The organism is Afifella pfennigii DSM 17143, assembly GCF_000688515.1.
Classification (GTDB): Bacteria; Pseudomonadota; Alphaproteobacteria; order Rhizobiales; family Afifellaceae; genus Afifella; species Afifella pfennigii.
The window spans coordinates 161447-177605 of record NZ_JHZK01000001.1 but is presented as its reverse complement, the minus strand read 5'-3'; the positions used below and the strand labels follow the sequence as shown (position 1 = coordinate 177605).

Below are 16159 nucleotides of genomic sequence, written 5' to 3'. Positions count from 1 at the left end.
GCGCGAAGATGTTTTCTTCGGCCGATGGCGGGCGCATGGCGTCATTGCGGCGAAAACGTGGCGGCGCTGTGGTATTGCGGCGATCATCTGCTGACAACGGCTTGGAGGCGGCTTGGATACGATGAGCCCTCTTGCGATTCGCTCGGCGCGGCGGGACGACCTTCAAAGCCTCATCCGCCTTTTCGCGGCCGACAGCCTGGGCGGGCACGGGGATACCAGCGATCCGGCGCTTCTGCCGGCCTATGAGGCTGCCTTCGACGCGATTGCGGCGAGCGCGGAGGAAACGCTCTATGTCGCCGAGCGGGACGGACGGCTCGTCGGCACCTTCCAGCTCGGCCTTCGCTATTCGCTGCCGCATCGCGGCGCCCTGAAGGCTATCCTGGAGGCGGTTCAGGTCGATCCGGCGCTCCGCGGGGGTGGCATCGGCGAGGAGATGGTGCGTTTTGCCATCGCCGAGGCGCGAAAGGCCGGCGCCGTCTCCATCGCGCTCACCACGAATGTCGCGCGCGAGCGGGCGCACCGGTTCTACGAGCGGCTCGGCTTTGTCCCCACGCATCGCGGCTACAAGCTTTTCTTGGAATGAGGCCGCTCCGGCGCGCTGGCTGCTTGTGATGGGCGGCGCATCGGCCTAAAGCCGGTGCGATGAAGGCTCCCTCCGCTCAGCACGACACGCTCCTCATCGTCGATTTCGGCTCGCAGGTCACCCAGCTCATCGCCCGCCGGGTGCGCGAGGCGGGCGTCTATTCGGAAGTCGTTCCCTTCCAGAAGGCCGAGGAGGCGCTCCAGCGCCTGCGGCCGAAGGCGGTGATCCTTTCCGGCGGACCGGCGAGCACGACGGAGGCTGAGGCGCCGCGCGCGCCCCAGGCGATCTTCGAGGCGGGATTGCCGGTGCTCGGCATCTGCTATGGCGAGCAGACGATGTGCCGGCAACTCGGCGGCGAGGTGGAGCTTTCCGACCACCGCGAATTCGGCCGCGCCTTCATCGACATTCAAGACGAGACGCCGCTCTTTGCGGGCGTCTGGGAAAAGGGCAGCCGTCACCAGGTGTGGATGAGCCATGGCGACAAGGTGAGCGCCATACCGGAAGGTTTTCGGGTCATCGCCACCTCGTCCGGCGCGCCTTTCGCCGCGATCGCCGACGAGAAGCGCCGGCTCTACGGCGTGCAGTTCCACCCGGAGGTGGTGCATACGCCGGACGGAGCGCGCATCATCGCCAATTTCGCCCACAACATCGCCGGCCTGAAAGGCGACTGGACGATGGCCGCCTTCCGCGCCGAGGCCGTCGCGCGCATCCGCGAGGAGGTGGGCGAGGGGCGCGTCATCTGCGCGCTTTCCGGCGGCGTCGATTCGGCCGTCGCGGCCGTGCTTGTGCACGAGGCGGTCGGCGAGCAGCTGACCTGCATCTTCGTCGATCACGGGCTGATGCGCATGCACGAGGCGGAGGAGGTCGTCTCGCTCTTCCGCGGCCATTACAACATCCCGCTGGTGCATGTGGAGGCGGAGGAGACCTTCCTTTCCGCGCTTGAAGGAGAGGCCGACCCGGAGGCCAAGCGCAAGACCATCGGCCGGTTGTTCATCGAGGTCTTCGAGGCGGAGGCGAAGAAAATCGCCGCCGACGGGCTTGGTTCGCCCGAATTCCTCGCCCAGGGCACGCTTTATCCGGATGTGATCGAGAGCGTCTCCTTCACCGGCGGGCCCTCTGTCACCATCAAGTCGCACCACAATGTCGGCGGCCTGCCGGAGCGCATGAACCTGAAGCTGGTGGAGCCGCTCAGGATGCTCTTCAAGGATGAGGTGCGCGCGCTCGGCCGCGAACTCGGCCTGCCGCAGAGCTTCGTCGGCCGCCATCCCTTCCCGGGGCCGGGCCTTGCCATCCGCTGTCCCGGCGGCGTGACGCGCGCCAAGCTCGACATCCTTCGCAAGGCCGATGCCATCTATCTCGACGAGATCAGGAAAGCCGGCCTCTACGACGCCATCTGGCAGGCCTTCGCCGTGCTGCTTCCCGTTCAAACGGTTGGCGTCATGGGCGATGCGCGCACCTACGATTATGTCTGCGCGCTGAGAGCGGTCACCTCCGTCGACGGCATGACGGCGGATTTTTACCATTTCGACATGGATTTTCTGGGCGCTGCCGCCACCCGCATCATCAACGAGGTGAAGGGCATCAACCGGGTCGTCTACGACGTGACGTCGAAGCCCCCCGGCACGATTGAGTGGGAGTGAGGAACGTCATCATCGCCGGGGCCCGATCCGGTGAACTGAATTCAGCGCATGCCCGGAGCCTGAAGGCGAGGGCGGTTGGCGACGACAGCTGCGGAGCGATCCATGTCCGTCACCATCTACGGCATTAAGTCCTGCGACACGATGAAGAAGGCTTTCGCCTGGCTCGACAGCCAGGGCGTCGCCTACACCTTCCATGATTACAAGAAGGACGGTGTTACGCCGGAGGCGTTGCGGCGCTGGTGCGCGGCGGCCGGCTGGGAGAAGGTTTTGAACAAGGCCGGCACCACCTTCCGCAAGCTGCCCGATGACGCCAAGGCGGAGCTGAATGAGGACAAGGCTATCGCGCTGATGCTTGCGCAACCTTCGATGATCAAGCGGCCAGTTCTGGAGAACGGCGACGGGGTCGAGGTCGGCTTCAAGCCGGAGCGCTACGCCGTGCTCTTCGACCCCCGGTGATATATCCTGCCCGCCTCGCACCATGCCGGGACTGACTCCGAAAGGGGCCTGGGTGACCGCCTTGGCCGTGCCTGCCAGCGGAAATCTCGCTCGGGAAACACGATCTCGGTGTCGTGCGCTCAGACAGTGTAGAGGCAGATGGTCCCTTGCCTCGCAGCTCGGCGCAAGGGCGCGTCACGGGTGAGCCTGCCACCGTCTTGCACTCAACTCTTGTCCGCTGCGGTGAGGAGGTGGCGGACCCAGCGGGCGGCGAGCCACGTCGCCGGCAAGCCGAGGGCTGACGAGCCTAGAATGGCCGCCAGCGGGGAAAGAACCGGCAGCCCGAGCGGCTGCCACATCAGCGACAGCATGAAGAGATTGACCGCCACCGCCGCGGCGGTGAAGGGGTAAAGCAGGAGGAAGAGCTTCCAGAGCGGCGTGCCGCCGCCGGGCGAAGCGGAGCCCATGGCGCGCCTCATGCGACGACCCCGGCGGAGGCGGCATCCATCAGCGCGCCCGCGACGATTTCGCCGGCCGCCCCATGGACACCGATCGGCGCCAGCTCGGCCGGCCCCTTCACGTAACGGGTGCGCGCAAGCATCGCTCAAGGCTCCGTCTTCTTCAGGCGCATGCCGGTCTTCTTGAGGATGCGCGTGGAATAGAGGATGTCCTGGCCACGGCAGGCCGGGCCGAGGAGGCGGGCGATAACGGCGCGCTTTTCCTCCACCTCCTCGCGCCCGGCGCCGTGCAGCATGGCGAAGAGGTTGTAGGGCCAAAGCGGTAGGAACCGGGGGCGCAGGCAGCAGTGGCCGACGAAGGCGAGCGCCCCGACCTGCGGGCCGAGGCGTTCCACCTCGCTGTCGAGAACGTCCCATACGCTCACGCCGTTGGCGGGGAGGCCGAGCGCGTCGTGGTTGGGCGCCAGCGCGATACGCCGAATGACGCCGCGCGCCTGCATGGAAGCCAGCCGGTCGATCACCTCCTCTTCGCCGAGGTCGAGCCAGCGCCCGAGCTCCGCATAGGGCTCCGGCGTCAGCGGCAGGCCGGCCTGGGTGGCGGCGAGGAGCCGGCGATCGATGGCGTCGATGCTCATGCGCGCACCCCGAAACCGACGAAGAACGCGGCAAGCTCGGGGAACCTCAGGATCGCAAGCCCGCTCTCGCTCTCGATCTCGGTCGCGAGGCGGTCGATATCGTCGGCCGTCTCCACGGCGAGGACGAACCACATGTTGAGGGCGTGGCTGCGCTCGCAAGCGTGCTCCACCTCGCAACGACGGTTGAGGAGCGCGGCGACCTCCTGAAAGCGCCCGGCAGGAACCGCCATGGCGCACAGGCAGAAATCGCCGCCCATTGCGGCGGCGTCGAAAAAGGGGCCGAAGCGGGTGATGGCGCCCATCTCGCGCAGGGCGGCGATACGTTCAATCATCTCTCCTTCCGCCAGGCCGAGCGCCGCGCCGGCCGCCGCGAAGGGGCGCGAGGTCAGAGGAAAGCCCTCCTGCAGCGCGTCGAGGATGCGCCGATCGGTCTCGTCGAGCGTGTCCGGGGGAAGCGGCCAAGCGATCATATGGCGGCCTTGCGGCGATGAAGCGCCGCCTTCTGCGTGAGGCAGCGCGTGGAGAAGAGCGTTTCACGATGGGCGCCTGCGAGCTCCGGCAGTGCCGTCGCGAGGCTGGCGAAAGGCGAGGGCACCAGCTCAAGCCCGCTCAGAGCGCCCGACCTGCCCCAGTTCGGTATGCCGACGGTAGAGCCGCAGGTGATGAAGGCGTTCAGGCGGTCGTAGCCCAGCTCGCGGGTGCAAGGGAATGTCACTGGGTTTCTCCAACACGCCGGTGAGGCGCGGGAGATTGTGCGCGAGGGCGCAACGCGGCTCCTTGACTTTCGTTAGGTCCGCCGGCGCGGGCCGAGGTTGAGGCCGTTACCCCCGGAGAGCCCGTTCCGCCTCGCAGGTGGCGACGACATGACCGCCGCGCCGCGGTTTTCCCAGCGCGCGTCTTGTGGAGGCGTTCTGAACTGTCGCGGATTTCGCCAGCAGTTGACTTTGGTTAAGGCACTTCGCCCGCGCTTCCGTAAAGCTTGCGCCACGACCAATTGCGCCGCAGGGGGATTGGCCTATGCGCGAAGTCATGACCAAGAGTATGGCCCGTAATATTTTCTACGGCGGGTCGATATTCTTTATCGTTATTTTCATCGGGCTATCCGTGCATAGCCATTATTACGTCGTGACGACCTCGACCAATCGCGCCGAGCTGACCGATAGCGTCGCCGCCGGCAAGCACCTGTGGGAAAAACACGCCTGCATCAACTGCCACACGATCCTGGGCGAGGGGGCCTATTTCGCCCCGGAGCTCGGCAACGTGATGGTGCGATGGGGCGTCCAGGACGATCCGGAAGCCGCCTACGAGGCTCTGAAGGGCTGGATGCAGGCGATGCCAAGCGGCATCGAGGGCCGTCGCCAGATGCCCTTCTTCGAGCTGACCGACGAAGAATATCGCGAACTCGCCGACTTCCTTCTGTGGACGTCCAAGATCCGCACCCAGGATTGGCCGCCGAACGACGCGGGCTGAGGAGACCGTCATGAAATACCAGTCGCAGAAGATTGCGCTCGCCTACATCTACGTCGCCTTGGCGTTGTTCACGGTGCAGGTCCTGATGGGCCTTGTCCTCGGATATATCTACGTCCAGCCGAATTTCCTCTCCGAGGTCCTGCCCTTCAACATCGTGCGCATGCTGCATACCAACAGCCTGGTCGTATGGCTGCTGACGGGCTTTTTCGGCGCGGCGTATTTCCTCATCCCGGAGGAAGCGGAGCGCGAGATTCACTCCCCGGCGCTGGCCTATATCCAGCTTCTCATCCTGGTGGTGGGCACCGCGGGGGTGGTCGTCACCTATCTCTTCAACCTGTTCGAGGGCAACTTCCTGCTCGGCAAGGAAGGGCGGGAGTTCCTGGAACAGCCGAAATGGGTGAAGGTGGGCATCGTCGTCGCGGCCCTCATCTTCCTGTTCAACGTCACGATGACGGTGCTGAAGGGCCGCAAGACGGCCGTGGCGAACATTCTCCTGCTCGGCCTTTGGGGGCTCGCCCTGCTGTTCCTCTTCGCCTTCTACAACCCGGCGAACCTCGCCTTGGACAAGCAGTATTGGTGGTACGTCATCCATCTTTGGGTGGAGGGCGTGTGGGAGCTGATCATGGCCTCCATCCTGGCCTTCCTGATGCTGAAGCTCACCGGCGTCGACCGCGAGGTGGTGGAAAAGTGGCTCTACGTCATCGTCGCGACGGCCCTTTTCTCCGGCATCCTGGGCACCGGCCACCATTACTATTGGATCGGGCTGCCGGGCTACTGGCAGTGGATCGGCACCATCTTCTCGTCGCTTGAGGTCATCCCGTTCTTCGCCATGATGAGCTTTGCCTTCGTCATGGTGTGGAAAGGCCGGCGCAACCATCCCAACAAGGCGGCGCTGCTTTGGAGCCTCGGCTGCGCCACGCTCGCCTTCTTCGGCGCCGGCGTGTGGGGCTTCCTGCACACGCTGCATCCGGTGAACTACTACACCCACGGCACGCAGATCACCGCCGCGCACGGGCATCTCGCCTTCTTCGGGGCCTATGTTGCGCTCAATCTGGCGATGTTCACCTACATGATGCCGATCCTCAAAGGCCGCGATCCCTTCAACCAGGTGCTCAATATGGCCTCCTTCTGGCTGATGAGCGGCGGTATGGTCTTCATGACCGTTACCCTGACCTTCGCCGGCACCGTGCAGACGCATCTGCAGCGGGTTCTGGGCATGAACTACATGGAGGTGCAGGATCAGCTCAGCATCTTCTTCTGGATGCGCTTCGGCTCCGGCCTCGCCGTCGTTCTCGGGGTCTTCCTCTTCCTTTATGCGATCCTGGTGCCCGGCCGCGAAGTCGTGAAGCCCGGCCCCGTCGTCAGGGCCAGCACGGAGCCGGCGCAATGAACGCGCCCTTCGCGATCGGGAAGGGGGCGGACGCCCCCTTCTATCTGCCGCAAGCGGATGAGTGCGAGGTCTTCGCCACGGCCCACGCCAACCGTTTGCCGGTGCTGCTCAAAGGTCCGACCGGCTGCGGCAAGACGCGCTTCGTGACGCATATGGCGAGCCGGCTGGCGCTGCCGCTGTTCACGGTGGCCTGCCACGACGATCTTTCGGCCGCCGACCTTATCGGCCGCTATCTCTTGAAGGGCGGCGAGACGGTCTGGGTCGACGGGCCGCTGACGCGCGCCGTGCGCCAGGGCGCCATCTGCTATCTCGACGAGGTGGTGGAAGCGCGCAAGGACGTCACGGTGGTGCTGCATCCGCTCACCGACGATCGCCGTATCCTGCCGATCGACCGCACCGGCGAGGAGCTTGTGGCGGCGCCCGGCTTCATGCTCGTCGCCTCCTACAATCCCGGCTACCAGAACATCCTGAAGACGCTGAAGCCTTCCACCCGCCAGCGCTTCATCGCGGTTGAGTTCGACTTTCCGGCACCGGAGCACGAAGTGCCGGTGGTGGCACATGAAAGCGGGCTGGCGGAGGAACGGGTCAAGTCGCTGGTGCGGCTTGCCAACAAGCTGCGCGGCCTGAAGGGCCAGGATCTGGAGGAGGGCGTTTCCACGCGCCTGGTGGTCTATGCGGCGACCTTGATCGCGCAGGGCATGCCGGTCGATCGCGCCGTCCTGGCGGCGATGATCGAGCCCCTGACCGACGATGCGGAGGTCAAATGCGGGCTGCTCGATCTTGCCATGGCCGTCTATGGGTGAGGCTGGCCTTGGACAGGATCGACTTCGAGCCATGGGAACCTGAAGAAAGCGTCGGCAAACTGTGGCACGCTTTCGCCAGTCGTCTCGATGCGCCCGAGGCGCATGAGGGGGCCCGCGTCGACCTCCAAGAGGTCGCGGGACGGCTGGCAGTTCTTTTTCGCGGTCTTGGAGGCAGCCCGAGCGTCGAAGTGAAACCGGCGGCGCGCGAGCACAGCCGCCACCGGCTGTCGGCGTTGCGCCGCCTCGGCACGGAGGCGGAGCTGGTGCCGCGCGCAAGCTTCGACGGGGAGGCCTTGCGGCTTCCCGAAGCCCTCGCCGTGTTTCCGGCGCGCGAGGCGAATGTCGCCCTTTATCTGTGGCTGGCGGCGGCCGCGCCCCATGCCGCCGGTCCCTTGCGGCATGCCGATGCGCTGCAAGGCGATCTGGCGGCGATCGCTTCCGCCCTTGCCACGAGGCGGGCGACGCTCGCCGCAGCGCCCGGCCTTGCCGCGCTTCACCGCGATCTCAGCGCCGCCTGTGTCGCGCTCCGGCCGCGGCGCGATCTTCCCGCCTGCGAACGCGCCGTTGAGACGCTCATTCGCCATCTTCTCGGCGAAGGCGAGGAGCCGGACGGCGCCGCCGGCGACATGCTCGCCGCCTGCCGCGCCGGCGATATCGGCGGCTTTCGCGCGCCGCGCGGCTACCGCCCCTTCCTGCCGGTGCCGATGTGGATCGAGGTTCGCCCGCTGACGCGCTCGGCGCCGAGCGAGGTGGAGAGCCGGCCCGCCGAAGGCACGCCGGAAGAAGGCGAGAGCGGCGTCAAGCGGGCCCGCCGGCAGCGCTCGGAGCAGGCGGAGCGCAAGGACAGCTTCATCCTGCACAAATTCGAGGCGATCCTGAGCTGGGCGGAGTTCATCAACCTGAACCGGCGGATCGAGGACGACGAGCACGACAACGCCAGGAAGGCCGCCGACGATCAGGACGAGATCGGGCTCGGCCAGGTTTCCAAGGCGCCGGCCACGCTCCTCAAGCTGCATCTCGACCTGGCGCCGGAAGACGTCGACAGGGACGCCCTTTCCGACACCTTCACCTATCCGGAATGGGATGCGCGCGCCGGCGCCTATCTGCCGGCCCATGTCAGAGTGCTGGCAAGCCTCGTGGAGCCGGACGAGAGCGCGCCTTGCCCGCCTGAGGATATCGCCGCAGCCCGGCGCATCCGCACGGTCAGGCGGCAGTTCGAGGCGCTGCGGCCGGGACGGGTGCAGAGCGCCGGGCATCTTGACGGCGAGGAGCTCGACATGGAGGCGGCGGTGCGCTCGCGCGCCGAGATGTCGGCGACAGGCTTCGCCAGCGAACGGGTCTGGCGGCAGAGCCGGCCGCAGGCGCGCAGTCTGGCCGTCTCCATCCTCCTCGACGTTTCGCGCTCCACCGAGAGCGCGGTCTGCGGGCGTTCGGTGATCGATATCGAGCGCGAAGCCCTGACGGCGCTTGCCTGGGGGCTGGAGGCCTGCGGCGACGACTTCGCCATCAACGCCTTTTCCTCGCTGAGGCGCGAGCGGGTCTATGTGCTTGCTTGCAAGACCTTCGCGGAGCCGATGGGCGAGCGGGTGGAGGCGCGCATCGCCGCCCTCAGACCCGGCTTCTACACCCGCCTCGGCGCCGCCATGCGGCATGCCTCGGCCGAGCTCGCGGCACAGGACAAGAAGCGCCGGCTCCTCATCGTCATCACCGACGGCAAGCCCAACGACCTCGACCATTACGAGGGCCGGCACGGCATCGAGGACAGCGCCATGGCGGTGCGCGAGGCGCGGCGGGCCGGGCACGCGGTCTTCGGCATCACCGTCGACCGCGATGCCAAGGCCTGGTTCGCGCGCCTTTTCGGCCGCGGCGGCTATGCGCAGATTTCCCATCCCGACCGCCTGACCAGCGCCCTGCCGGAAATCTACCGGCATCTGGTCGGGGCATGAGCGCGCCCCCGCAGGGCCTGGCCGCGGAGCCTTTGGAGCAGCTGCCCGGCGATTTGATGATGTGGGTGCTGATCGTCTCCGAGCTCCTGGTCTTCGGGGCGGGGCTTGCCGCCTTCCTCAGCGTGCGGCTCTCCGACCCGGCCGGCTTTGCGGACGCGCAGGACCAACTGCACCGCGCCGCCGCCGGCGTGAACACGCTCGTGCTGGTCACCTCCGGCTTCTTCGCCGCCCGGGCGAGCCGGGCCTGCCTTGCCGGGCGGCCGCGGCAGGTGCGGGCGCTGCTTGCGCTCGCCATGGCGTTGGGCGGCGTCTTCCTTTTGGTGAAGGGCCTGGAATACGCCGAGGCGATCGGCGCCGGGCTTTTCCTGGAGACCCATCCCTTCTTCACCTTCTACTATCTGCTCACCGGCTTTCACGCCGCGCATGTCCTCGCCGGGATCGTTATCCTCAGCCTCGTCGGCTGGAAGGCGAGCCCCCAAAATCTGGAGGTCGGCACCGCCTTCTGGCACATGGTCGACCTCGTCTGGGTGATCCTTTTTCCGGTCATCTACCTGTTGCGCTGAGCGATGCGGCAGGACCCGCTTCTTCGCGCCTGGACCTGGCTCATGGCGCTTTGCCTTGCCTCCACGCTCCTGGCGATGGCGGTGGAAGGCGGGCGCCCGGCAGGCATGCTCGCCATCCCCGGCATCGCCATCCTCGTCCTGGCCTGGCTCAAGGCGCGGTTGATCCTGGCCGCCTATCTCGGTCTTGCCGCCGCGCCGTTCTGGCGACGCGGCTTTGAGATCGCGCTCGCGGCCTACGGGCTGCTGCTGGCGGCGCTTTATCTCATCCCGGCGGTCTACGGCCTGGGTTGAGGCAAGGCGAAGAGAGAGGCGATGAGGGCTCCGGCGCCGCCCATGGCGCTGTGCGAAGGCTTCAGGGCGCCCGGTTCCAGGCCAGGGCCGGATCCTCCAGCGCGTAATGGCGCAGCGCGTCGATATCGGCGATGCTGGCGTGGTTCTGACGGATGGTGACGCCGTGCTTGCGGAGCTTGACGAAGGCGCGCGACAGGCTCTCCGGCTGCAGCCCCAGGCGGCCGGCGATCAACGCCTTGTCGTAGGGAAGCATGACGGTGCAGCTTCCCGCCTCGCCATCGCAGAGCTGAAGCAGGAACTCCGCCACGCGCTGGGCGCCGGTCTGCGCTTTGAGCTGTTCGATCTGCGCGACCAGCTGGTGCAAATGGGCGAAGGTGGCGGACAAGATCGCAATGGCGATTTCCGGCTTGTCGAAGATGAGGCGGAAGAAGGCCGAAGCCTCGATGCGCATCAGGGTGCAATCGGAGGCGGCCTCGGCGCAGACGGGGTAGACATCGTTGCGGAAGGCGACGGCTTCGCCGAAGCTGCTGGCCTTGGTGAAAACGCCGACAATGACCTCGCTGCCCTGCGGGGCGATGCGGAAGAGCTTCACCCAGCCTTCGGCGACGATATAGATCGCGGCGGCGTGCTCGCCTTGCAGGAATATCGTGGCGCCGCGAGCAAACTCGCATATCCGCGCGCCGGCGATCAGCGTCTCGCGGGCTTCTTCAGGAACCGTCGAAAGGAGAAGCGATTGGCGCGCGATGGCGACGTGGTCGGGTGTCATCGCCCCGCCTGCGCCGCGCCATAGTTCAATCGTGGCGCAAGGAGCGGGCCGCAGGCGCAAGAACCCGCTCCATGGCACGCGCGAGCTGCGCTCCGTCGACGCCGGAGCGCCGCCTGCAGACCGTTCGCCCTGTGGCGGCCATCGTCCATTCTCCTCAGTTCCTTTTTCCGGCCCGGAGGAAGCGAGCCCCAAGCGGTGAGCGTGGCAACGAAGAGCATCGTTTCCAACGCTCTAGCAGTCGCGGAGGTCGGAGAGGAGCTTGGCACCCGGACAGTCCCAAACGCAAGCAGGCAAAGCCATCACGGCGCGGATCGGGGCGCGGCGCGCCGGGCGGGCAAGCGGCCATCGCCGGCGTCCGAACCTTAAAAATTTTAGGTCAAAAATTAAAACGTTTAGTATTTGCTTTGCGCGATGAATCTTTCAAATAATCCTTTTAAATCAGCGATTTAAATATTGTCTTGACATGGAATTATTCGTAACACTACGATGAAATTAAATCGTTTAATGTTTGAGGTCGAGGCGGGCATCGTGTCCGGCGAAGAGACAGGCAGACAAGGATCACGCGAGCCGGCGGCGTCGGCGAAAGGCCGTCGGCGCGCGACCATTCGCGATGTCGCACGCGCCTGCGGCGTCTCCACCGCGACGGTCTCCAATGCGCTCGCCGGCAAGCCGCATGTGAAGGCGCAGACGCGCGAGGCGGTGGAGCGCGCCGCGGTGGAGCTCGGCTACCGCCCTTCCGCCGCCGCGCGCGGCCTCAGCTCGCGAACCGGCCGGACCTGGTCCGTCGGGCTGGTGGTCGGCGATATCGAGAACCCCGTGGTGCCCAAGATCGTCCGCGGGGCCGAAGAGATCCTGTGGGCCAACCGCACCAGCCTCGTCCTGTGCAACACCGATTTCCAGCAGGACAAGAAGATGGCCTATGTCCGCGCCCTGATCGATCGCGACATCGATGGCCTCATCCTGGTCTCGCACATCTTCAACGACATGGAAGCGCGGGCCATCAGCCTTTCGGACCTGCCCCTGGTTACCGTCAATCGGATGAACGATCAGTGGCAGGCCGATTATGTGGGGATCGACAACGCGGCCGGCACGCGCGCGGCGGTCGACTATCTGACCGGCCTCGGGCACCGGCGCATCGGCTACATCAAGGGGCTGAACACCTCCACCGCCGCGCAGGCAAGGTTCGACGGATACTTGAGCGGCATCGCCGCGGCAGGCGGCGATACCGACCCGGCGCTGGTGATCCAGGGCGACTACACCCAGGAATCGGGGGCGATCGCCGCACGGCAGTTCATGGCGCTTTCCGACCGGCCGACGGCGATCGTGGCCGGCAACGATCTCATGGCGCTCGGCGTGTTGGGGGCGCTGCGCGACTTGGACATCGCGGTTCCGAACGAGGTGTCCGTCATCGGCTTCGACGACATCCATATGTCGGCCCACCCCCTCATCAATCTGACGACGGTGCATTTCCCGCAGCACGAGACGGGGGCCATGGCCGCGCGTCTTTTGCTGCGCCGCATCAACGAAGGGCCCGACGATTTGCCGAGATCGGTGGTCCTGCCGCCGCAGCTCATCGTGCGCGGGAGCGCCGGCGTGCCGCCGCGGCGGCGCTGAGCGGCACGCGCCCTATCGCAACTTGAAATCGAGACATACTGGAGAGCGTTCGATGCATGTGCGGAGTACCGAAAAACGGCACTCGATTGTGGAGGGTAGCGTCGCCCACAGGCTCGCCGGGGCGCTGCGCCGGCACGGGGTCGAGGTGATTTTCGGGCAGAGCATTCCCGCCGCGCTGTGCGTCGTGGCGCCCGAATTCGGCCTGCGCCAAATCGGCTACCGCACCGAGAACGCCGGCGCGGCGATGGCCGATGCCTATGCCCGGCTCAGCGGCAAGGTGCCGGTGGTCATCGGTCAGAACGGCCCCGCCGCGACGCTTCTGGTCGCCGGATTGGCCGAGGCGCTGAAAGCGTCGATCCCGGTGGTCGCCATCGTCCAGGACGTGCACCGCAAGCAGGTCGACCGCAACGCCTTCCAGGAGCTCGACCATCTGGACCTGTTCAAGGGCGCGGCCAAATGGGTGAGGCGGGTGAGCGAAGCCGATCGCGTCGAGGATTACGTCGACATGGCCTTCACCGCGGCCGCCTCCGGCCGGCCGGGCCCGGCCGTCCTCGTCGTGCCGATCGACATGTTCCTGGAAACGCCGCAGGCCGTCACCCCGCGCCGCGCCAGCCTCGGCCATTTTCCTCTGGATCGGACGGTGGCCGAGCCGCAGGCGATCGCCAAGGCGGCCGATCTCCTGGCGGGAGCGCGCGCGCCGCTGGTGATCGCGGGCGGGGGTATCCACGCCTCCGGCGCCGCCGATGTCTTGGCCGCGCTGCAGGAGAGCGCCGGCCTGCCGGTCGCCACCACGGTGATGGGCAAGGGCGCCGTCGACGAAACCCATCCGCTGTCGGTCGGCGTGGTCGGCTATTTCATGGGCACGAGAGGGCGCACGCGCCATCTGCGCTCGATGGTGAGCGAGGCCGACGTGGTGTTTCTCGTCGGCAACCGGACCAATCAGAACGGCACCGACAGCTGGAGCCTCTATCCGCCGGACGCGACCTACATCCATCTGGATATCGACGGCCAGGAGATCGGCCGCAACTACGAGGCGGATGTGCGCCTCCTCGGCGATGCGCGCGCCACGCTGGAGGCGCTGAAGGAAGCGCTCGGCGGATGCGATCTGTCCAAGCGCCAGGCGGCGCGGGCCGATGTGGAGAAGAAGATCGCCGCCGGCCATGCCGCCTACGAGAAGGAGCTGGCCGACACGCTGGATCTGGACCAGTCGCCGCTGCGCCCGGAGCGGCTGATGCGCGATCTCGATGCGCGGCTGACCCCCGACACCATCGTCGTCTCGGACGCCAGCTATTCCTCCATCTGGGTGGCGAACTTCCTGGTCGCGCGCAAGGCCGGGATGCGCTTCGTGACGCCGCGCGGCCTGGCCGGGCTCGGCTGGGGGCTGCCCTACGCCATCGGGGCGAAGGTGGCGCGGCCGGGCGCGCCGGTTTTCTGCCTGGTCGGCGATGGCGGCTTCGCCCATGTCTGGGGCGAGCTGGAGACGGCCAGGCGCATGCGCACCCCCGTCGTCGTCGCGGTGCTGAACAATCAAATCCTCGGCTACGAGAAGCACGCCGAGAAGACGATGTTCAACGACTACTCCGATTCCTGCGACTTTGAGCCGGTCGACCATGCGGCGATCGCCCGGGCCTGCGGCTGCAACGGGGTCACGGTGGAGCGCGCGGCCGATTTCGCGCCCGCTTTGGAAGCCGCCCTGGCCGCCGATGAAGTCACGGTGATCGACGTCATCACCGATGAGCGCGCCTATCCGCCCGTCACCATCTTCGAGGGAAAGGACAGCCTGAACAGCTAAGCCGCTCTTTCGAAAAATCCGGCTCGATCTGGACGTCCCGTTGTCTTTGCCGGCGCGCCGGCGGGGCAGCGAACCGTCCCGTACTGCCCCGAAAAGTCCCGTTGTGAGGAAAGTGCCTTGCCCATGAAGAAACTGATGAACGATCCCGAGAACTACGTCGAGGAGATGCTCGACGGGCTCGTGGCCGCGCATCCCTCGCTGTGCCGCGAGGGGCGGGTCGTGCGGCGCGCATCCGGCTCGCCGCAAGGGCGCGTCGGCATCGCCTCGGGCGGCGGATCGGGACATCTGCCCCTGTTCACCGGCTATGTCGGGCCCGGCCTTCTGGACAGCTGCGCCATCGGCAACGTCTTCGAAGGCCCCAATGTCCAGAGCTGCGAAGAGGCCATCCGGGCCGCCGATGGCGGCCGGGGCGTCCTGTGCCTTTACGGCAATTACGGCGGCGACCGGATGAACTTCGACATGGCCTGCGACCTCCTGGCGGAGGACGGGATCGCCACCGCCACGGTTCTCGGCACCGACGACATCGCCAGCGCCGATGCCGCGCAGGCGGAAAAGCGGCGCGGCGTCGCCGGGCTCATCTACGCCTACAAGACGGCCGGAGCGGCAGCCGCGACGGGCGCGGAACTGGAGGCGGTGGCCGCGATCGCGACCCGAACCGTCGCGCGCACCCGCACCATCGGCCTTGCCCTTTCCTCCTGCCAGCTGCCGACGGCGGAAAAGCCGACCTTCACGCTCGGCGAGGACGAGATCGAGATGGGCATGGGCATTCATGGCGAGCCCGGCCTGTGGCGCGACCGGATGCGCCCGGCGGACGCGCTTTGTGCGGAGATGATCGAGCGGCTGCTCGCAGAAGCCCCGGCCGATGCCGGCAAGCGCGTCTCCATCCTGGTGAACGGCCTCGGCGCGACGCCGCTGGAGGAGCTCTTCATCGTCTACCGATGCGCGGCGCAGAAGCTGGAAGCCGCGGGGTTTTCCATCGAGCGTCCCCTGGTCGGGCCCTTCGTGACCTCCATGGAGATGGCCGGCGTTTCCATCAGCCTGTGCTTCCTGGATGACGAGCTCGCCGGTTTTCTTGCCGCCCCGGCCGAATGCCCGTTCTGGAGGGTGCCGTGAGCGGGCTCGCGGTCGCCGACCTCGCGGTTGCTCTGGCGCGGCTGCGCGATCGCGCGGACATGCTGGAAGCCCGGTTGAACGAAGCCGACGCCAAGCTGGGCGACGGCGACACCGGCAGCATGGTCGCCCGCGTCGTGGAGCGGATGGCCGAGGTCGACCTTTCCACCCAAGACGATGTCGGACAGGCCTTCGGCCAGCTGGCCCGCGCCGCGAGCGCGGCGACCGGTTCCAGCCTTGGAACGCTGCTGGCGACGGCGTTGCTGACCGCCGCGCGCGAGAGCCGGGGCAGCGAGGCTTTGCCGTGGTCGCAGATCTCCGCGCTTTGCGCCGCGGCGCGCGACGCCATGGCCGCGCGCGGCCGGGCCTCTCTTGGCGAGAAGACGGTGCTCGACGGGCTGGATGGCCTGGCGCAGGCCCTGGACGGGCTGGACGAGCCGGCCGCGATGCAGGCCGCCGCGCGGGAGGCGATGACCTCGACGCTGGATGCGTTTCGCGACCGGCCCTGCCAGGTCGGGCGGGCGCGGCTTTTCGCCGAACGCAGCGTCGGCCTGGACGATCCCGGCATGCTCGCCCTGGCGCTGATGGTCGATGTCGCGCTGCCGGCCGGCGAGCCGGGCGCGGGCGAGACGACGAGAGATGTGGCGCGCTGAAAGGAAGCGA

The 16159-nt window shown here is 67.0% G+C and carries 19 protein-coding genes; 13 read left to right on the top strand and 6 right to left on the bottom strand.

The window, feature by feature from the left end:
• The first annotated feature begins 121 nt into the window (after positions 1-121).
• The 3 genes from Q331_RS0100900 to Q331_RS0100890 all read left to right on the top strand — a co-directional run bounded on the left by Q331_RS0100900 (position 122) and on the right by Q331_RS0100890 (position 2679).
• Positions 122-583 (top strand): GNAT family N-acetyltransferase, encoded by a 462-nt coding sequence (locus tag Q331_RS0100900; RefSeq protein WP_034490560.1) that lies wholly within the window; start codon positions 122-124, stop codon positions 581-583.
• A 59-nt stretch (positions 584-642) separates the two neighbouring features.
• The gene (gene guaA, locus Q331_RS0100895; RefSeq protein WP_026379117.1) at positions 643-2223 is read left to right on the top strand and encodes a glutamine-hydrolyzing GMP synthase; all 1581 of its coding nucleotides are present in this window, start codon (positions 643-645) and stop codon (positions 2221-2223) included.
• 102 nt (positions 2224-2325) lie between these two features.
• Positions 2326-2679 carry an ArsC family reductase gene (locus Q331_RS0100890; RefSeq protein ID WP_026379116.1) on the top strand — a complete coding sequence of 118 codons (354 nt, stop codon included), beginning with the start codon at positions 2326-2328 and terminating at the stop codon, positions 2677-2679.
• Positions 2680-2882: 203 nt separating this feature from the next.
• Here the strand turns inward: Q331_RS0100890 and Q331_RS0100885 are convergent, their stop codons facing one another.
• The 5 genes from Q331_RS0100885 to Q331_RS0100865 are packed head-to-tail and all read right to left on the bottom strand — an operon-like array spanning position 2883 to position 4466.
• Entirely contained in the window at positions 2883-3125 is a 243-nt protein-coding gene (locus tag Q331_RS0100885; RefSeq protein ID WP_026379115.1) for a hypothetical protein, read from the bottom strand.
• 8 nt (positions 3126-3133) lie between these two features.
• Positions 3134-3259, bottom strand: a complete 126-nt coding sequence (locus Q331_RS24255) for a hypothetical protein (protein WP_281173870.1) — start codon at positions 3257-3259, stop codon at positions 3134-3136.
• 3 nt (positions 3260-3262) lie between these two features.
• On the bottom strand, positions 3263-3751 hold the full coding sequence (gene ahbB, locus Q331_RS0100875) for a siroheme decarboxylase subunit beta (RefSeq protein WP_026379114.1): 489 nt from the start codon (positions 3749-3751) through the stop codon (positions 3263-3265).
• Entirely contained in the window at positions 3748-4221 is a 474-nt protein-coding gene (locus Q331_RS0100870; RefSeq protein ID WP_026379113.1) for an Lrp/AsnC family transcriptional regulator, read from the bottom strand. The genes ahbB and Q331_RS0100870 overlap by 4 nt, the downstream gene beginning before the upstream one ends.
• Positions 4218-4466: a hypothetical protein gene (locus Q331_RS0100865; RefSeq protein WP_026379112.1), complete on the bottom strand. Its 249-nt coding sequence runs from the start codon at positions 4464-4466 to the stop codon at positions 4218-4220. Before Q331_RS0100865 ends, Q331_RS0100870 begins: the two co-directional genes overlap by 4 nt.
• A 302-nt stretch (positions 4467-4768) precedes the next feature.
• Between Q331_RS0100865 and Q331_RS0100860 the strand changes: the two genes are divergently transcribed.
• The 6 genes from Q331_RS0100860 to Q331_RS0100835 all read left to right on the top strand — a co-directional run bounded on the left by Q331_RS0100860 (position 4769) and on the right by Q331_RS0100835 (position 10214).
• On the top strand, positions 4769-5221 hold the full coding sequence (locus Q331_RS0100860) for a c-type cytochrome (protein WP_026379111.1): 453 nt from the start codon (positions 4769-4771) through the stop codon (positions 5219-5221).
• Between the two features lie 10 nt (positions 5222-5231).
• Entirely contained in the window at positions 5232-6611 is a 1380-nt protein-coding gene (locus Q331_RS0100855; RefSeq protein ID WP_026379110.1) for a cbb3-type cytochrome c oxidase subunit I, read from the top strand.
• A complete protein-coding gene (locus Q331_RS0100850; RefSeq protein ID WP_026379109.1) occupies positions 6608-7414 on the top strand; it encodes a CbbQ/NirQ/NorQ/GpvN family protein in 807 nt (268 codons plus the stop codon). Before Q331_RS0100855 ends, Q331_RS0100850 begins: the two co-directional genes overlap by 4 nt.
• A gap of 188 nt (positions 7415-7602) precedes the next feature.
• Complete coding sequence (locus Q331_RS0100845; protein ID WP_245615479.1) at positions 7603-9360, top strand: nitric oxide reductase activation protein NorD; 1758 nt, start codon at positions 7603-7605, stop codon at positions 9358-9360.
• Positions 9357-9923 (top strand): cytochrome c oxidase subunit 3, encoded by a 567-nt coding sequence (locus Q331_RS0100840; RefSeq protein WP_051630266.1) that lies wholly within the window; start codon positions 9357-9359, stop codon positions 9921-9923. The genes Q331_RS0100845 and Q331_RS0100840 overlap by 4 nt, the downstream gene beginning before the upstream one ends.
• Before the next feature lie 3 nt (positions 9924-9926).
• Positions 9927-10214 (top strand): hypothetical protein, encoded by a 288-nt coding sequence (locus Q331_RS0100835; protein ID WP_026379106.1) that lies wholly within the window; start codon positions 9927-9929, stop codon positions 10212-10214.
• A gap of 61 nt (positions 10215-10275) precedes the next feature.
• Here the strand turns inward: Q331_RS0100835 and Q331_RS0100830 are convergent, their stop codons facing one another.
• Positions 10276-10980, bottom strand: a complete 705-nt coding sequence (locus Q331_RS0100830; RefSeq protein ID WP_026379105.1) for a Crp/Fnr family transcriptional regulator — start codon at positions 10978-10980, stop codon at positions 10276-10278.
• Positions 10981-11508: 528 nt separating this feature from the next.
• Here Q331_RS0100830 and Q331_RS0100825 point away from each other — a divergent pair.
• The 4 genes from Q331_RS0100825 (at position 11509) to Q331_RS19340 (ending at position 16149) form a co-directional block, all read left to right on the top strand.
• Complete coding sequence (locus tag Q331_RS0100825; protein ID WP_169738457.1) at positions 11509-12594, top strand: LacI family DNA-binding transcriptional regulator; 1086 nt, start codon at positions 11509-11511, stop codon at positions 12592-12594.
• Between the two features lie 52 nt (positions 12595-12646).
• Positions 12647-14386, top strand: coding sequence for an acetolactate synthase catalytic subunit (locus tag Q331_RS0100820; RefSeq protein WP_051630262.1), 1740 nt, complete (start codon positions 12647-12649; stop codon positions 14384-14386).
• 123 nt (positions 14387-14509) lie between these two features.
• On the top strand, positions 14510-15499 hold the full coding sequence (locus tag Q331_RS0100815) for a dihydroxyacetone kinase subunit DhaK (RefSeq protein WP_026379102.1): 990 nt from the start codon (positions 14510-14512) through the stop codon (positions 15497-15499).
• Positions 15496-16149 (top strand): DAK2 domain-containing protein, encoded by a 654-nt coding sequence (locus Q331_RS19340; RefSeq protein WP_169738456.1) that lies wholly within the window; start codon positions 15496-15498, stop codon positions 16147-16149. The genes Q331_RS0100815 and Q331_RS19340 overlap by 4 nt, the downstream gene beginning before the upstream one ends.
• Positions 16150-16159: the final 10 nt, after the last annotated feature.

What these genes read in the sequence shown, in the direction of transcription:
- Q331_RS0100890 (WP_026379116.1), top strand. Translation starts at nt 2,326, where the DNA reads ATGTCCGTCACCATCTACGGCATTAAGTCCTGCGACACGATGAAGAAG.
- Q331_RS0100860 (WP_026379111.1), top strand. Translation starts at nt 4,769, where the DNA reads ATGCGCGAAGTCATGACCAAGAGTATGGCCCGTAATATTTTCTACGGC.
- Q331_RS24255 (WP_281173870.1), bottom strand. Translation starts at nt 3,259, where the DNA reads ATGCTTGCGCGCACCCGTTACGTGAAGGGGCCGGCCGAGCTGGCGCCG.
- ahbB (WP_026379114.1), bottom strand. Translation starts at nt 3,751, where the DNA reads ATGAGCATCGACGCCATCGATCGCCGGCTCCTCGCCGCCACCCAGGCC.
- Q331_RS0100830 (WP_026379105.1), bottom strand. Translation starts at nt 10,980, where the DNA reads ATGACACCCGACCACGTCGCCATCGCGCGCCAATCGCTTCTCCTTTCG.
- Q331_RS0100840 (WP_051630266.1), top strand. Translation starts at nt 9,357, where the DNA reads ATGAGCGCGCCCCCGCAGGGCCTGGCCGCGGAGCCTTTGGAGCAGCTG.
- Q331_RS0100815 (WP_026379102.1), top strand. Translation starts at nt 14,510, where the DNA reads ATGAAGAAACTGATGAACGATCCCGAGAACTACGTCGAGGAGATGCTC.
- Q331_RS0100870 (WP_026379113.1), bottom strand. Translation starts at nt 4,221, where the DNA reads ATGATCGCTTGGCCGCTTCCCCCGGACACGCTCGACGAGACCGATCGG.
- guaA (WP_026379117.1), top strand. Translation starts at nt 643, where the DNA reads ATGAAGGCTCCCTCCGCTCAGCACGACACGCTCCTCATCGTCGATTTC.
- Q331_RS0100900 (WP_034490560.1), top strand. Translation starts at nt 122, where the DNA reads ATGAGCCCTCTTGCGATTCGCTCGGCGCGGCGGGACGACCTTCAAAGC.
- Q331_RS0100835 (WP_026379106.1), top strand. Translation starts at nt 9,927, where the DNA reads ATGCGGCAGGACCCGCTTCTTCGCGCCTGGACCTGGCTCATGGCGCTT.
- Q331_RS0100885 (WP_026379115.1), bottom strand. Translation starts at nt 3,125, where the DNA reads ATGGGCTCCGCTTCGCCCGGCGGCGGCACGCCGCTCTGGAAGCTCTTC.
- Q331_RS0100855 (WP_026379110.1), top strand. Translation starts at nt 5,232, where the DNA reads ATGAAATACCAGTCGCAGAAGATTGCGCTCGCCTACATCTACGTCGCC.
- Q331_RS0100820 (WP_051630262.1), top strand. Translation starts at nt 12,647, where the DNA reads ATGCATGTGCGGAGTACCGAAAAACGGCACTCGATTGTGGAGGGTAGC.
- Q331_RS0100850 (WP_026379109.1), top strand. Translation starts at nt 6,608, where the DNA reads ATGAACGCGCCCTTCGCGATCGGGAAGGGGGCGGACGCCCCCTTCTAT.